At 61.0% G+C, this 15,793-nt stretch carries 13 protein-coding genes; 9 read left to right on the top strand and 4 right to left on the bottom strand.

The genetic code is table 11. The features are described 5' to 3' along the window. Nucleotides 1-29: 29 nt before the first annotated feature. Both AB4O35_RS05670 and aspA read right to left on the bottom strand, forming a co-directional pair. Nucleotides 30-1,481, bottom strand: coding sequence for an alanine/glycine:cation symporter family protein (locus tag AB4O35_RS05670; protein WP_065875520.1), 1,452 nt, complete (start codon nucleotides 1,479-1,481; stop codon nucleotides 30-32). Nucleotides 1,482-1,871: 390 nt separating this feature from the next. Then, nucleotides 1,872-3,296: an aspartate ammonia-lyase gene (gene aspA, locus AB4O35_RS05665; RefSeq protein ID WP_025854459.1), complete on the bottom strand. Its 1,425-nt coding sequence runs from the start codon at nucleotides 3,294-3,296 to the stop codon at nucleotides 1,872-1,874. 182 nt (nucleotides 3,297-3,478) lie between these two features. Here aspA and AB4O35_RS05660 point away from each other — a divergent pair, with 182 nt between their 5' ends. From AB4O35_RS05660 to AB4O35_RS05640, 5 genes are all read left to right on the top strand, one after another. After that, on the top strand, nucleotides 3,479-4,387 hold the full coding sequence (locus AB4O35_RS05660; RefSeq protein ID WP_065875519.1) for a LysR substrate-binding domain-containing protein: 909 nt from the start codon (nucleotides 3,479-3,481) through the stop codon (nucleotides 4,385-4,387). Nucleotides 4,388-4,655: 268 nt separating this feature from the next. Beyond that, nucleotides 4,656-5,147: a 5-(carboxyamino)imidazole ribonucleotide mutase gene (gene purE / locus AB4O35_RS05655; protein WP_003176980.1), complete on the top strand. Its 492-nt coding sequence runs from the start codon at nucleotides 4,656-4,658 to the stop codon at nucleotides 5,145-5,147. A gap of 11 nt (nucleotides 5,148-5,158) precedes the next feature. Beyond that, nucleotides 5,159-6,244, top strand: a complete 1,086-nt coding sequence (locus tag AB4O35_RS05650) for a 5-(carboxyamino)imidazole ribonucleotide synthase (protein ID WP_065946070.1) — start codon at nucleotides 5,159-5,161, stop codon at nucleotides 6,242-6,244. A gap of 106 nt (nucleotides 6,245-6,350) precedes the next feature. Then, nucleotides 6,351-6,596 (top strand): GlsB/YeaQ/YmgE family stress response membrane protein, encoded by a 246-nt coding sequence (locus AB4O35_RS05645; RefSeq protein WP_003231726.1) that lies wholly within the window; start codon nucleotides 6,351-6,353, stop codon nucleotides 6,594-6,596. A gap of 77 nt (nucleotides 6,597-6,673) precedes the next feature. Further along, nucleotides 6,674-7,210: a DUF3299 domain-containing protein gene (locus tag AB4O35_RS05640; RefSeq protein WP_010207590.1), complete on the top strand. Its 537-nt coding sequence runs from the start codon at nucleotides 6,674-6,676 to the stop codon at nucleotides 7,208-7,210. A 117-nt stretch (nucleotides 7,211-7,327) separates the two neighbouring features. Here the strand turns inward: AB4O35_RS05640 and AB4O35_RS05635 are convergent, their stop codons facing one another. Both AB4O35_RS05635 and AB4O35_RS05630 read right to left on the bottom strand, forming a co-directional pair. Then, complete coding sequence (locus AB4O35_RS05635; RefSeq protein ID WP_065875516.1) at nucleotides 7,328-8,227, bottom strand: D-hexose-6-phosphate mutarotase; 900 nt, start codon at nucleotides 8,225-8,227, stop codon at nucleotides 7,328-7,330. Between the two features lie 57 nt (nucleotides 8,228-8,284). Continuing rightward, nucleotides 8,285-8,689 carry an acyl-CoA thioesterase gene (locus AB4O35_RS05630; protein ID WP_003176975.1) on the bottom strand — a complete coding sequence of 135 codons (405 nt, stop codon included), beginning with the start codon at nucleotides 8,687-8,689 and terminating at the stop codon, nucleotides 8,285-8,287. Between the two features lie 402 nt (nucleotides 8,690-9,091). Between AB4O35_RS05630 and AB4O35_RS05625 the strand changes: the two genes are divergently transcribed. The 4 genes from AB4O35_RS05625 to pstA all read left to right on the top strand — a co-directional run bounded on the left by AB4O35_RS05625 (nucleotide 9,092) and on the right by pstA (nucleotide 15,650). After that, on the top strand, nucleotides 9,092-10,381 hold the full coding sequence (locus AB4O35_RS05625; protein WP_065875515.1) for an MFS transporter: 1,290 nt from the start codon (nucleotides 9,092-9,094) through the stop codon (nucleotides 10,379-10,381). 178 nt (nucleotides 10,382-10,559) lie between these two features. Further along, complete coding sequence (locus AB4O35_RS05620; protein ID WP_460149568.1) at nucleotides 10,560-11,546, top strand: phosphate ABC transporter substrate-binding protein PstS; 987 nt, start codon at nucleotides 10,560-10,562, stop codon at nucleotides 11,544-11,546. Nucleotides 11,547-11,930: 384 nt separating this feature from the next. Then, on the top strand, nucleotides 11,931-13,964 hold the full coding sequence (locus AB4O35_RS05615; protein WP_175403037.1) for an ABC transporter permease subunit: 2,034 nt from the start codon (nucleotides 11,931-11,933) through the stop codon (nucleotides 13,962-13,964). A gap of 15 nt (nucleotides 13,965-13,979) precedes the next feature. Next, a complete protein-coding gene (gene pstA, locus AB4O35_RS05610; RefSeq protein ID WP_065875513.1) occupies nucleotides 13,980-15,650 on the top strand; it encodes a phosphate ABC transporter permease PstA in 1,671 nt (556 codons plus the stop codon). Nucleotides 15,651-15,793: the final 143 nt, after the last annotated feature.

Raw genomic sequence — 15,793 nt, 5'->3', positions numbered from 1 at the left:
AGGCCGGGCGGCGTGTCATCTCTCTAGGCTTAGCGTTGCGGTTGAGCGTTCAGTTCAGCCGACGCTTGAGCCGCTGGCTCGGACTTCACCGGGTTGGCCGGCCAGGCCTTGCGGTCCAGGTCCAGGTCAGGGAACTGGCTGGAATCGAACACCGGGGTCTTGATGCCCGCCGCGCGCTGGTTGTCGTAGTCATTCAGGATGCGCATAGCGATCTTGAACAGAAACGCCAGGGCGAACAGGTTAACGAACGCCAGCATCGTCATGGTGATGTCGGCGAAGGCGAACACGGTGCCGAGGTTTTCGATGGAACCCCAGAAAATCAGCACCAGCACCAGCGCGCGATAGCCCATCAACACCTTGCGGTTGTTGCCGACCAAAAAGCGCAGGTTGCTCTCGCCCAGGTAGTAGTTGTACATGATCGAGGTGAACACGAACAACGCCAGGGCCACCGAGATGAACATGCGGCCCCAATCGCCGACCACGGCTGCCAGGGAGTTCTGGGTCAGGGCAATGCCGTCGCCTTCAAAACCTGGGGTGTAGAAACCGGAAAGCAGGATCAGCAATGCCGTACAGGTGCAGATCACGAAGGTGTCGAGGAACACGCTGAACGCCTGGACCACGCCTTGGGCAATCGGGTGTTCCACGGAAGCCACCGCCGCCACGTTAGGCGCACTGCCCAAGCCGGCTTCGTTGGCGAACACGCCGCGTTTCACACCCATGATGATCGCGCTGCCCACCAGGCCACCGAAGGCTTGGTCGAGGCCGAAGGCACTCTTGACGATGGTCGCGAGCATGGCTGGCACGTGGTCGAATTGCAGCACGATCACGTACAGGGTTACCGCGATGTAGACCAAGGTCTTGACTGGCACCAGCAGGTCGGCGATCGAAGCGATGCGCTTGATCCCGCCGATGAACACCAGGCCCAGCAATACTGCCAGCGCCAGGCCGGTGTAGGTGGTGTCCAGGCCAAAGGCGTTGTTCAGCGAGTGCGTCACGGCGTGCGCTTGCAGGCCGTTGAAGGCAAAGCCGAACGTCACCAACAGCAGGAACGCCATGACCATCCCCAACCAGCGTTTTTGCAGGCCGTGCTGGATGTAGTAAGCCGGGCCGCCACGGTAGGTGCCTTCGGCGTCGGTGCGTTTGTACAGCTGGCCGAGGGAGCACTCGATGAAACTCGACGACATGCCCACCAACGCGGTGACCCACATCCAGAACACGGCGCCCGGGCCACCCAGGGTCACGGCAATGCCGACACCGGCAATGTTACCGGCACCCACACGGCCGGCCAGGCTGAGCATCAGCGCCTGGAACGAGCTGAGCTGGCCCGAGCTGCTCTTGAGGCTGTCTTTAAACACCGAAAACATGTGGAAGAAGTGACGCAATTGAACGAAACGCGAGCGAATCGTGAAATAACCGCCGAGCCCGACAATGAGCACGATCAGTACTTTCCCTGAGAGGAAGTCGTTGATGACTTCGAGCATGGAGTGTTCCTCGCTGATTTTTCTAATGGCAAACGCAGGACGGTTCAACGCCGTCGCATCGCACCAGGCAGTGCGCGACAGTTCGACCCCAATCCTTTTGCGGGTTGTTATTCATGCGGTTTCGCGCTGTTTGAGGGCCTCGTTACCGACGGCCGCAGACGCGAGAGGGGCGGCACTATACCTAGGCGAACGTGATTCGTCTGCTCGGGCTGATTAAAGGTTTCAGCCACGCAGTGGCGGTCAAGGTGGGTTTGCAGGGCGATATTGGAGTTTTTATGGGCGTCATTTCGCAACCTCAAGGCAAAAAAAGGGCCTGAAGAACGAGCCTTCAGGCCCTCAAAAGGTGAGAGGTGTCTAGTCCCTCAACCTGGTGAGCGGTGCAACAAACGCTTAGGCCTTCAACGGGACCAAACGTGGGGCAATCATGTTTTCGGGGCGCAGGATGTCGTCGAGCATGGCGTCGTCGAGCAAGCCTTCTTCGCGCACCAGTTCCAGCACGCCACGCCCGCTTTCAAGGGCGATACGTGCGATGCGGGTAGCGTTTTCGTAGCCGATGTAAGGGTTCAGCGCGGTGACCAGGCCGATGGAATGCTCCACCAGTTCGCGACAGCGGGCTTCGTTGGCGGTGATGCCGACGATGCAGTGCTCGCGCAGCATGTCCATGGCGCGTTGCAGCAGGCGGATCGAGTCGAAGATCTTGAAGGCGATCAGCGGCTCCATCACGTTCAGTTGCAGTTGGCCGCCTTCCGCTGCCATGGTCAGCGCCAGGTCGTTGCCGATGACTTGGAACGCGACCTGGTTAACGGCTTCCGGGATGACCGGGTTGACCTTGCCGGGCATGATCGAGCTGCCTGGCTGGCGTGCCGGCAGGTTGATTTCGTTGATGCCGGTACGTGGGCCGCTGGACAGCAGGCGCAGGTCGTTGCAAATCTTCGACAGTTTTACTGCGGTACGCTTGAGCATGCCGGAGAACAGCACGAACGCGCCCATGTCGGAGGTGGCTTCGATCAGGTCGGCGGCCGGTACGACCGGCTGGCCGCTGATCACGGCCAAGCGTTGTACCGCCAGGGCCTGGTAGCGCGGGTCGGCGTTGATGCCGGTACCGATGGCGGTGCCGCCCAGGTTCACTTCGGTCAACAGCTCCGGTGCCAGGGTTTTCAGGCGTGCGAGGTCTTCACCCAGGGTGGTTGCGAAGGCGCGGAATTCCTGGCCGAGGGTCATCGGCACGGCGTCTTGCAATTGGGTGCGGCCCATTTTCAGCACGTGGCTGAACTCGACGCCCTTGGCAGCGAACGCCTGGATCAGGCTGTCGAGGCTGGCCAGCAGCGCGTCATGGCCCAGCAGCAGACCCAGGCGGATCGCGGTCGGGTAGGCGTCGTTAGTCGACTGCGCCATGTTCACGTCGTTGTTCGGGTGCAGGTACTGGTATTCGCCCTTGTTGTGGCCCATGGCCTCCAACGCGATGTTGGCGATGACTTCGTTGGCATTCATGTTGGTTGAAGTGCCGGCGCCGCCTTGAATCATGTCCACCACGAACTCTTCGTGGAAATCGCCGCGGATCAGGCGGGCACAGGCTTCGCTGATGGCAGCGTGCTTGGCTTCGCTGAGCTGGCCCAACTCGCGGTTGGCGTCAGCGGCTGCTTGCTTGACCATTGCCAGGCCGACCACCAATTTCGGGTAATGCGAAATCGGAACGCCCGAGAGGCGGAAGTTATTCACCGCTCGCAGGGTCTGGATGCCGTAATACGCTTGGGCAGGTACTTCGAGTACGCCAAGCAGGTCTTTTTCTGTGCGGAATGATGCAGCGGAGGACATGACGGAAATCATCTCGATAGGGACCCGGAACAGGCCGGAACGCTGCGAATGCTAGGCGTGTAGACGTTTTTGGGCCAATGCTGTTAAACACTGGCCTATGCACAAACGGCATAATGCGCGTGTGACCCAGCTATGATGGCGGGCGTGTGTGCCAAAATGGTGCGTACCCGTGGGAGGAAGTGATGAACCTTGAGAGCAAATGGCTGGAAGACTTCAGCGCCCTGGCGGCAACGCGCAGTTTTTCCCAGGCGGCAGAACGGCGCTTCGTCACCCAGCCGGCGTTCAGCCGACGCATCCGCAGCCTGGAAGCCGCGCTGGGCCTGACCTTGGTCAACCGCTCCCGCACCCCCGTGGAGCTGACGGCGGCGGGGCAGTTGTTCCTGGTCACCGCGCGCACAGTGGTCGAGCAGCTCGGTGAAGTGCTGCGCCATTTGCATCACCTGGAAGGCGGGCAGGGAGAGGTCATGCAAGTGGCGGCCGCTCACTCCCTGGCATTGGGTTTCTTCCCACGTTGGATCGCGCAACTGCGCAACGAAGGCCTGAACATCGCCACGCGGTTAGTCGCCACTAACGTTGGTGACGCCGTGCACGCCCTTCGCGAGGGCGGCTGCGACCTGATGCTGGCGTTCTACGACCCCGATGCCGCCATGCAAATGGATGCCGAAATCTTCCCGTCGCTGCACTTGGGCAACACCGAAATGCTCCCGGTGTGCGCCGCCGATGCCGACGGCAAACCGTTGTTTGACCTGGAAGGCGAGGGCAGCGTGCCATTGCTGGCCTACAGCGCCGGTGCGTTTCTCGGGCGTTCGGTGCACTTGCTGCTGCGCCAGCGTGCGCTGCGCTTTACCACGGTTTACGAAACCGCCATGGCGGACAGCCTCAAAAGCATGGCCTTGGAAGGGTTGGGTATCGCCTGGGTGCCGCAGCTCAGCGTGCGCGCTGAACTGGCGCGCGGGGAATTGGTGGTGTGCGGCGGGCCGCAATGGCACGTGCCGCTGGAGATTCGTTTGTATCGCTGTGCGTTGGTGCGCAAGGCGAACGTGCGGTTGTTGTGGCGCAAGTTGGAAGGTGGCGCGGCGCAAGGCACCTGAGAGCGACGAACATCAAATGTGGGAGCGGGCTTGCTCCCACATGATTCTCCAGCGCCTTGGACTGACTCATAAGTCAATAAAACCGCCACTTTGCGCCGCTAGACAGATGGTCATCCAAGGGGCTGTTTATCTTAATTATTACGGTATACTGCGCGGCCTTCGGCCGGTCCAACCGGCCCAATTTCGTACAACAAGCCACGCCGGATTTCCCGCGTGGCTTGTTGTTTTTTGACGCGCCCGCGGGCGCCCAGAGAGAAGAGGCACGACGATGAGTGCATTGGTTGGCGTGATCATGGGCTCCAAGTCCGATTGGTCCACCCTTAGCCACACCGCCGATATGCTGGAAAAACTCGGCATTCCGTACGAAGTGAAGGTGGTCTCCGCCCACCGCACCCCGGATTTGCTGTTCCAGTATGCCGATGAAGCAGAATCCCGTGGCATCGAGGTGATCATCGCCGGTGCCGGCGGTGCAGCGCACTTGCCAGGCATGTGCGCGGCCAAGACGCACCTGCCGGTACTTGGTGTGCCGGTGCAGTCGGCGATGCTCTCGGGCGTGGATTCGCTGTTGTCCATCGTGCAGATGCCAGCCGGCATTCCGGTGGCGACCCTGGCGATCGGCAAGGCCGGCGCGATCAACGCCGCTTTGCTGTCCGCCAGCATCCTGGGCGCCAAGCACCCGCAGTTCCACGCGGTGCTGAAAAAATTCCGCGCTGAGCAGACAGACAGCGTGCTGGACAATCCAGACCCACGTATCGCCTGAGGTTGTTGACGATGAAAATCGGTGTAATCGGTGGCGGCCAACTGGGCCGCATGCTGGCCTTGGCGGGCACCCCGCTGGGGATGAACTTCGCTTTCCTGGACCCGGCGCCGGACGCCTGCGCGTCCGCCTTGGGTGAACACCTGCGGGCTGACTACAGCGACCCGGACCACCTGCGCCAGCTGGCCGACGAAGTCGACCTGGTGACCTTCGAGTTCGAAAGCGTCCCGGCTGAAACCGTAGCGTTCCTGTCGCAGTTCGTGCCGGTCTATCCGAGCGCAGAAGCCTTGCGCATTGCCCGCGACCGCTGGTTCGAGAAAAGCATGTTCAAGGACCTGGGCATTCCGACCCCGGCCTTCGCCGACATCCAGTCCCAGGCAGACCTGGACGCCGCTGTCGCCAACATCGGCCTGCCGGCCGTGCTGAAAACCCGCACCCTGGGTTATGACGGCAAGGGCCAGAAAGTCCTGCGCACTGCCGCCGATGTGGTCGGTACCTTTGCCGAATTGGGCAGCGTCGCGTGCCTGTTGGAAGGCTTCGTGCCGTTCACCGGCGAAGTCTCGCTGATCGCTGTGCGTGCCCGTGATGGCGAAACCCGCTTTTACCCGTTGGTGCACAACACCCACGACAGCGGCATTCTCAAGCTGTCCGTGGCCAGCACCGATCACCCGTTGCAGGCACTGGCCGAAGATTATTCCAGCCGTGTGCTCAAGCAACTGGACTATGTGGGCGTGATGGCGTTCGAGTTCTTTGAAGTCGACGGTGGCCTGAAGGCCAACGAAATCGCCCCGCGCGTGCACAACTCCGGGCACTGGACCACCGAAGGTGCCGAGTGCAGCCAGTTCGAAAACCACCTGCGGGCGGTTGCGGGCTTGCCGCTGGGTTCCACGGCCAAGGTCGGCGAAAGCGCCATGCTCAACTTCATCGGTGTGGTACCGCCGGTTGAGCGTGTGATTGCGATCGATGACTGCCACCTGCATCACTACGGCAAAGCCTTCAAGGCCGGGCGCAAGGTCGGTCACGCCAACCTGCGCTGCAAGGACCGCGCGACGCTGCAAGCGCAGATCCTCAAGGTCGAAGCGCTGATCGCCGAGCAATAAGCCGAGGGGCGGCGGGAACCATTGGTCACCGTCGTCTCTCTGATTGCAGGATGCTAAAGCCTGGCTAGGCTTTGGCATGACTCACATTCAATCAGAGGGAAATGCCATGGGTATCATCGGAACCATCTTCATCGGCTTGATCGTCGGTCTGCTCGCGCGTTTCCTCAAGCCTGGCGACGACAGCATGGGCTGGATCATGACCATCCTGTTGGGTATCGCCGGCTCCCTGGCCGCTACCTACGGTGGTCAGGCACTGGGTATCTACCAGGCGGGTCAAGGCGCAGGCTTCCTCGGTGCCTTGGTCGGCGCCATCGTGCTGCTGGTGATCTACGGCCTGATCAAAAGAAAGTAATCAGCCGACAAAGTCCTCTGCGCTGCGCAGGCGCAGAGGGCTAGAATGCTCGGCACTTGTACTTGCCGAGCTTCTCCATGCGCCGTCTTCTATTGACTCTCCTCTTGCTGGGCCCTGGCCTGGCACACGCCGGCGAACTGCCGGAAACCGACTGGCTCGACCTGATGCCGCTGTCGGATCAAAAAGCCCTCGAAGCCATGCCCGAGATCGACCACAACTCGCCCGAAGCCCAAGGCACCTTTACCGACAAAGGCGGCTTGAAGCAAAGCAAAGGCTTGCCGGCGGTGATGTATTCCACCAAGACCGTGGCGGCCATGAACGGCAAGAACATCCGCATCGGCGGTTACCCGGTGCCGTTGGAAACCGACGCCAAGGGCCGCAGCACGCTGTTCTTCCTGGTGCCGTATCCGGGCGCGTGTATCCATGTGCCGCCACCGCCGCCTAACCAATTAGTGTTGGTGCGTTATCCCAAAGGGCTGAAGCTGGATGATATCTACACACCGCTGTGGGTCACGGGCACGTTGAAGGTGGAGAAGGTCAACAACGATTTGGCCGACGCCGCCTATGCCCTGGATGCGGGGAAGGTGCGGGTGGTGAAGGAATCTGATCTCTAGGGCTCAACACCAATCAGTGTGGGAGCTGGCTTGCCTGCGATAGCATCGGCTCGGTATCACTGATACACCGAATCTTCTGCATCGCAGGCAAGCCAGCTCCCACATTTTGATCAGCGTTTACAGGGCGATACCGGCGATGCTCACGCCCAGCGTGTGGCTTTCACCGGGTGCCAGGCTTACCACATCATCCAGCACATTCGCTGTTTCGATGCACAGCATGCCTGTCCAGCCATCATCAGCCATGTCATCAAAGGCTTTGGCACGCTCGGTCCAAGGGTTCCAGATCACGGTCGACTTCGAACCCTGGCTGGTGAGCTGGATGCGGCGCTGCCAGTCGTTATCGATGATGCTCAACTGCGCTGGTGTATCCAGGTAGATTCGGTCGGTCTCGCCGGTGAAGTGCAGCAGCCCGAATTGCTGTTTTGTGCTCCAGCCGTCGGCGGTATCGATATACGCCGATCCGTCCAGCCCTTCGACCTGCACGTTGCGCACATCGCTCACGGCGAAATAGGTGTGCAGCGCCTGGCTGAAGGTCACGGTGTGAGTGCCACGGTTGTGGCTGGTGAGGCGGATATGCAGTTGGTCGTCGAGCAGCAGGCTCAGCCTCAGGTCGACTAGATGGGGCCAGCCAGGGAAGCCGCCCGTAGGTACTGGCAGCACCAGGTCAACACGCAATGCCTCGCCTTCAAGCTCGGTGCCGGCCAATTCCCAGCGTGCCGTGCGCGCAAAACCGTGCGCGCCGGCAGGCTGATCGCCTTGACGCATCGCCTTGACGCTCTGGGGGTTGCGGTCGAATACGCCAAACCACGGCCAGCACACTGGCACACCGGTACGAATGCCTTTGCCTTGCTTGAACACCGCGTCAGGGTTCGGCCAGATCAGCGGCTGCTCGCCGTCGCGTCCGTAACTGAAGATATGTGCACCCTGTTGGGCCACCATCAGTTCGGCGCCGTTGTGGCGGATGCGCCAGCAATCCAGCTCGTCGATTTTCGCGGTCTCAACGTGGGGCGTAGGCATAGCAACACTCTTCAATGGCAGGCAATGGGGCAATTGACCGTCAAAACCGTGTGAGGTTTAACGCGCGCGTGACGGTACCGAACGCGTACGGCCGCTGCCATCGATGGCGACAAACACGAATACGGCCTCGGTGACCTTGCGCCATTCGCTGGACAGCGGGTCGTCGCTCCACACTTCGACCATCATCTGGATCGAGCTGCGGCCGATTTCCAAGGCCTGGGTATAGAAGGAAAGCTGCGCGCCCACCGCAACCGGCACAAGGAACGCCATGCGATCAATCGCCACGGTGGCGACACGCCCGCCTGCGACCTTGCTGGCCATGGCGGTGCCGGCGAGGTCCATCTGCGCGACCAGCCAGCCGCCGAAGATATCGCCGAAACCGTTGGTTTCACGTGGAAGCGCGGTGATTTGCAGGGCGAGATCGCCTTGCGGGATTGGATCTTCTTGTTCGAGTTCGATCATGCCGAGGGCCTCTGACCCGTGACGCTTCATGGGTATTTCAAGTGGATAGCCGTCTTATGGAAAAACGTTTCAGCACCAACATACACCGCGTGATGCGTTTCTCGTAAGGCGTACTAAAGGGAAACTCTGCCAAATCGGCTGGACGGCACCCAACAACGTTTTGGCACAGCAGCCCCTCAAGACTGCGGTTCTTGCGCCTGTAAGGGCCGAGTATATCGGGACCCTGGCGCCACGACGACCTCTGGGGGCTCATTTGGTCGGCAATTCGCGGCTGTATGGGGGCTTTTTGTGGCAACTGTGCTTCTGGTGTGCTTTTCCGGGCGATTTGCTATCTTGCCGAACCTGCTCCGGCCCTGCCAACACCTCGGGCTTGCCGTTCTGACTAATAAGAGAAGCCTTGCCATGTCCTCCGTGCCCGCAAGCAGTGCGCAACCTTCGCGCCCGCTGACCCGCAACGACTACAAAACCCTGTCGCTGTCTGCCTTGGGCGGGGCGCTGGAATTTTATGATTTCATCATTTTCGTGTTTTTCGCCACCGTGGTCGGAAAACTCTTCTTCCCCGTCGACATGCCCGAATGGCTGCGCATGATGCAGACCTTCGGCATCTTCGCCGCGGGCTACCTGGCACGCCCGTTGGGCGGCATCATCATGGCGCACTTCGGTGACCTGCTGGGTCGCAAGAAGATGTTCACCCTGAGCATCTTCATGATGGCCGTGCCGACCCTGATCATGGGCCTGCTGCCGACTTACGCACAGATTGGCCTGTGGGCCCCGGTCCTGCTGCTGTTGATGCGCATCATCCAGGGCGCAGCCATTGGTGGCGAAGTACCAGGCGCTTGGGTGTTTGTCTCCGAGCACGTACCACCACGCCATATCGGCTATGCCTGCGGCACCCTGACCAGCGGCCTGACCGCCGGCATTTTGCTGGGTTCGCTGGTGGCCACCGCCATCAACACGCTTTATAGCCCGGAGCAGGTCTCGGATTACGCCTGGCGGATCCCGTTCCTGCTTGGCGGTGTGTTCGGCCTGCTGTCGGTGTACCTGCGCCGTTGGCTGCATGAAACACCGATCTTCGCCGAAATGCAGCAACGCAAGACCCTGGCCGCCGAGCTGCCATTGCGCGCCGTGCTGCGCGACCACCGTGGCGCCATCGTCTTGTCGATGCTGCTGACCTGGCTGCTGTCGGCCGGCGTCGTGGTGGTCATCCTGATGACCCCGACCGTGCTGCAAACCGTCTACCACTTCAGCCCGACCGTGGCGCTGCAGGCCAACAGCCTGGCCATCGTCACCCTGAGCCTGGGTTGCATCGCCTCGGGCGCCCTGGCCGACCGCTTCGGCGCTGGCCGCGTGCTGATCAGCGGATGTGCGCTGTTACTGGCGACTTCCTGGACGCTGTATCACAGCCTGATGGCCCACCCGGACTGGCTGTTCCCGCTGTACGCCTTGACCGGCCTGTTCGTAGGCACCATCGGCGTGGTGCCATACGTGATGGTCAAAGCCTTCCCGCCCGTGGTGCGCTTCAGCGGGTTGTCGTTCTCCTATAACGTGGCCTACGCCGTGTTCGGCGGGCTGACGCCGCTGGCCGTGTCGCTGTTGATGAAAGAAAGCCCGATGGGCCCGGCCTACTACGTTGCCGCGCTGTGTGTGATGGGGATGGTAGTGGGTGGGTATCTGTGGAAGCGCGCCCGCTGATTGTTTGATAACGATCGCTCCCACGGCCTGCGTGGGAGTGATGGCCGTTCCTCGCTTTATCCCCTCCCTTGCCAATAGTGGCCTTTCATCTAACTGTCACATTCCCGACATAGAGTGTTCACACGGCCTCCTGATACTTGGCCCCGATCCAATTATCCCTATCTGCTAGGAGCAAGGCATGAAACTGAAACGTTTGATGGCGGCAATGACTTTTGTCGCTGCTGGCGTTGCGACCGCCAACGCGGTGGCCGCTGGTGTTGATCCGGCAATCCCGGCTTACATTAAGACCACTGGTGTGTCGGGCAACTTGTCCAGCGTTGGTTCCGATACCCTGGCTAACCTGATGACCCTGTGGGCCGAGGGTTACAAGAAGGAATACCCGAACGTCAACATTCAGATTCAAGCTGCCGGCTCCGCTACTGCGCCACCTGCGCTGACTGAAGGCACCTCCAACCTGGGCCCGATGAGCCGCAAGATGAAGGACACCGAACTGGCCGCCTTCGAGCAGAAGTACGGCTACAAGCCAACCGCTATCCCGGTTGCCGTGGATGCCTTGGCTGTATTCGTGCACAAGGACAACCCGATCCAGCACCTGACCATGGAACAAGTCGACGCCATCTTCTCCTCGACTCGCCTGTGCGGTGGCAAAGCCGACGTGAAAACCTGGGGTGACCTGGGCGTGACCGGCGACCTGGCTAACAAGCCAGTACAACTGTTCGGTCGTAACTCGGTGTCCGGCACCTACGGCTACTTCAAAGAAGAAGCCCTGTGCAAAGGCGACTACAAGCCAAACGTGAACGAACAACCAGGCTCGGCTTCGGTCGTGCAGTCGATCAGCTCCTCGCTGAACGGCATCGGTTACTCGGGCATCGGCTACAAGACCGCCAGCGTGAAAACAGTGGCCCTGGCCAAGAAAGGCAGCACTGAGTTCATCGAAGACAGCGAAGAAAACGCCCTGAACGGCAAATACCCGCTGTCGCGCTTCCTCTACGTTTACGTCAACAAAGCCCCGAACAAGCCTCTGGCTCCGCTGGAAGCTGAGTTCGTGAAGCTGGTGCTGTCCAAACAGGGCCAGGAAGTTGTAGTGAAAGACGGCTACATCCCACTGCCAGCCAAAGTCGCCGCCAAGGCACTGGCTGACCTGGGTCTGAAAGAAGGCAACTGATTGCCTCTGCGGGGCCGGCCTGCCGGCTCCGCATCCGAATTTTCCAATCCGCTGCCAGCTATGCTTCGCGGCGGATTTGTTGCGTCACTGCACTGTCATCTTTCTGTCATACAGGATCGCTAGGGTGTGCGCATGAATGATCTGGCCAATTCCACCATGACGACGACTTCTCCCCCCAAGCGCATTGATTTCAATACGCCTGAGCTGCAACGCAAACGCCGCATTCGCGCGCTCAAGGACCGACTGACCCGTTGGTATGTACTGGTCGGCGGCCTCGCTGTCCTCGGCGCCATCACCCTGATTTTCTTCTTTCTTGCTTATGTCGTCGCGCCCTTGTTCCAGGGCGCCTCATTGACCAAGGAAGACGCACTGACCCCGGCCTGGATCCAGGACGCCGGCAAGCCGCTGATGATCTCCCTCGAAGAACAGAACCAAGTTGCCATGCGGGTTTCCGACAAGGGCCAGGCGCTGTTCTTTGATGTGGCGACGGGCGCCGAACTCAAGCGTGTCGACCTGCCGCTGCCCGCCGGCACCAGCGTTGCGTCCATCGGTGAAGACCAACCCGGCAGCCCGCTGGTGATCCTGGGTTTGTCCAACGGCCAATCCCTGGTGTTCCGCCACACCTATAAGGTGTCCTACCCGGACGGCAACAAAACCATTTCGCCTGCAATCGAATACCCCTACGGTGAAACCCCGATCGTGCTGGATGACGCCGGCCGTCCGTTGGAGCACGTCGCCCTCAATGCCACGGACTCCACCTTGGTAGTCGCCGGTTCGGCCGGTTCGCACTTGAACGTGCTGTCCCTGAGCCGCGAAGAAAACATGATGACTGGTGAAGTCACCAGCGAGCAGAAGCGTATCGAGCTGCCGCAAATGACTGAGCCCGTGAAGGCGATCTTCATCGACCCACGCCAGCAGTGGCTCTATGTGATTAACGGCCGTGCCCTCGCCGATGTATTCAGCCTGCGCGACAACAGCCTCAACGGTCGCTACAAGCTGCTGGAAGACGGCAACGCTGAAGTCACCGCCAGCACTCAGTTGGTGGGTGGTATCTCGCTGATCATCGGTAACTCCAAGGGCGGCCTGGCCCAGTGGTTCATGGCCCGTGACCCGGATGGCGAGCAGCACCTCAAGCAGATCCGCACCTTCCAGATGGGCACCACGCCTATCGTTGAAATTTCCGCTGAAGAGCGTCGCAAAGGCTTCACTGCCCTCGATGCCTCCGGCAAGTTTGGCGTGTTCCACAGCACCGCGCACCGCACGCTGCTGGTTGACCCGGTCGTCGACGGACAAGGCGTGTATGGCCTGTCGCCCCGCGCCAACCGCGTGATCGTGGAAGCCGGCGGTAAGTTGCAGCCGTTGATGCTGGACAACCCGCACCCGGAAGTCTCCTGGAGCGCGTTGTGGAGCAAGGTCTGGTACGAAAACTACGACGAGCCTAAATACGTCTGGCAATCGACCGCCGCCAACACCGACTTCGAACCCAAGATGAGCCTGGCCCCGCTGACCTTCGGCACCTTGAAGGCTGCGTTCTACGCCATGCTGCTGGCTGCGCCGCTCGCCGTTGCCGCGGCGATCTACACCGCTTACTTCATGGCTCCGAGCCTGCGCCGCAAGGTCAAGCCGGTGATCGAGCTGATGGAAGCCATGCCAACGGTGATCCTCGGCTTCTTCGCCGGCCTGTTCCTGGCGCCGTATGTGGAAGGGCATCTACCGGGGATTTTCAGCCTGCTGATGCTGTTGCCGATTGGCATCCTGGTCGCCGGCTTCGTGTTCAGCCGCCTGCCTGAGTCGATCCGCCTGCGCGTTCCCGATGGTTGGGAAAGTGCGATCCTGATCCCGGTGATCCTGTTTGTGGGTTGGCTCTCGCTGTACATGAGCCCCTACCTGGAGACCTGGTTCTTTGGCGGTGACATGCGTATGTGGATCTCTCACGACCTGGGCATCACCTACGACCAGCGCAACGCCCTGGTGGTCGGTTTGGCCATGGGCTTCGCGGTGATCCCGAACATTTACTCCATCGCCGAAGACGCTGTGTTCAGCGTGCCGCGCGGCCTGACCCTGGGCTCCCTGGCCCTGGGCGCCACCCCGTGGCAGACCATGACGCGCGTGGTGATTCTGACCGCCAGCCCGGGCATCTTCTCGGCGCTGATGATCGGCATGGGCCGCGCTGTCGGCGAGACCATGATCGTGTTGATGGCCACCGGTAACACCCCGGTGATGGAAATGAACCTGTTCGAAGGCCTGCGCACGCTCGCGGCCAACGTCGCGGTGGAAATGCCCGAGTCGGAAGTCGGCGGCAGTCACTACCGCGTGCTGTTCCTCTCGGCGCTGGTGCTGCTGTTGTTCACCTTCATCATGAACACCCTCGCCGAGCTGATCCGTCAGCGTCTGCGCAAGAAATACTCGTCGCTTTAAGAAAGGTAGAAGTCTGTGAAACAGAACTCCCTGAATGGATGGTTCAAGAGCGGCGCCCCGGGCGTCTGGATCAGCGGTGGCGCGGTGTCCATCGCGGTCATCATGACCATTGGTTTGCTGGCTGTGATTGCGGTGCGTGGTTTGGGCCACTTCTGGCCAGCCGACCTGATCCAGGCCAACTACACCGTACCGGGCCAGGCCAATCACATCGTCATCGGCGAAGTGGTGCAGAAAGAAGAAGTACCGCGTGAGCGCCTGAAAAGCGCTGGCCTGCCCGTGCCGGACCAAGGCCCGGAATTCATGACCCGCGAGCTGATCAAGGTCGGCAACCGCGACCTGAACGGCAACGACTTCACCTGGATCGTCGGCGAGTGGCTCAAGGACCAGACCACGCCTGCGAACCTGATGACCATCGAGCGGCGTGAGTGGGGCAACTTCTACGGCACGCTGGTCAACGTCAAACAGGATGGCAAGGTCATCGCCGAAGGCGAAGCTGCGTGGCCAGAGCTGCAGGCCCGTGTCGACCGCGTCAACAAGCTGGCTGTCCAGCTCAAGACCCTGGAGAAGTCCGACATTGGCGCGATCAACGCCGGCCTTGAACGCATCCGCCTGCACGGTCGCAAACTGGAGCTGGAAGGCAAGCTCGACGCCGCCGCCCAAGCCGACATGGACGCTGACCGCGCCGAACTGAATGCCCGTTACCAAGACATCGAAGCACGCTTGGCCGACCTGCATGCCCAGTTCAACCGCGACTCGCTGACCGCCCGTGACGGCAACGGCAAGGAAGTGGAAATCGGCATCGGCAAAGTGGTGCACGCCTACCAGCCTAACGCCATGGGCACGATGACCAAGATCGGCTTCTACTTCAGCAAGGTCTGGGAATTCCTCAGCGATGACCCGCGGGAAGCCAACACCGAAGGCGGGATCTTCCCGGCCATCTTCGGCACCGTGATGATGACCCTGATCATGGCAATGATCGTGACGCCGTTCGGCGTGCTGGCGGCGGTGTACCTGCGTGAATACGCCAAGCAGAACACGTTGACGCGCATCATCCGTATCGCCGTGAACAACCTGGCCGGCGTACCGGCCATCGTCTACGGCGTGTTCGGCCTGGGCTTCTTCGTGTATGTATTGGGTGGCTCGGTTGACCGCCTGTTCTTCGCCGAAGCCCTGCCGGCGCCGACCTTCGGTACGCCGGGCCTGCTTTGGGCTTCGTTGACCCTCGCGCTGCTGGCGGTGCCGGTGGTGATCGTGGCCACCGAAGAAGGCCTTGCGCGGATTCCTCGCACCGTACGTGAAGGTTCCTTGGCACTCGGCGCGACCAAGGCGGAAACGCTGTGGAAGATCGTGCTGCCGATGGCCAGCCCGGCGATGATGACCGGCATGATCCTCGCCGTGGCCCGCGCCGCCGGTGAAGTGGCGCCGCTGATGTTGGTCGGTGTAGTGAAGCTGGCCCCGTCGCTGCCGCTGGACGGCAACTATCCGTACCTGCACCTGGACCAGAAGATCATGCACCTGGGCTTCCATATTTATGACGTCGGCTTCCAGAGCCCTAACGTCGAGGCGGCACGGCCACTGGTGTACGCCACCGCCTTGTTGCTGGTGCTGGTGATCGCCACGCTCAACTTGTCGGCGGTGTGGATCCGTAACCACCTGCGCGAAAAATACAAGGCGTTGGACAGCTAAGCGGGCCGGACACGGTCAATGTGGGGGCTGGCTTGCCTGCGATGCAGACGACTGGGTTTAGCAGGTACACCGCGGTGATGCCATCGCAGGCAAGCCAGCTCCCACAGGGGCCAGCGCCAGACACAGATTTTTGAGTAAACCGC

The organism is Pseudomonas sp. H1_A03 (genome assembly GCF_054685145.1).
The sequence above is the reverse complement of the archived record's forward strand: the minus strand, read 5'-3'. Positions and strand labels throughout refer to the sequence as shown.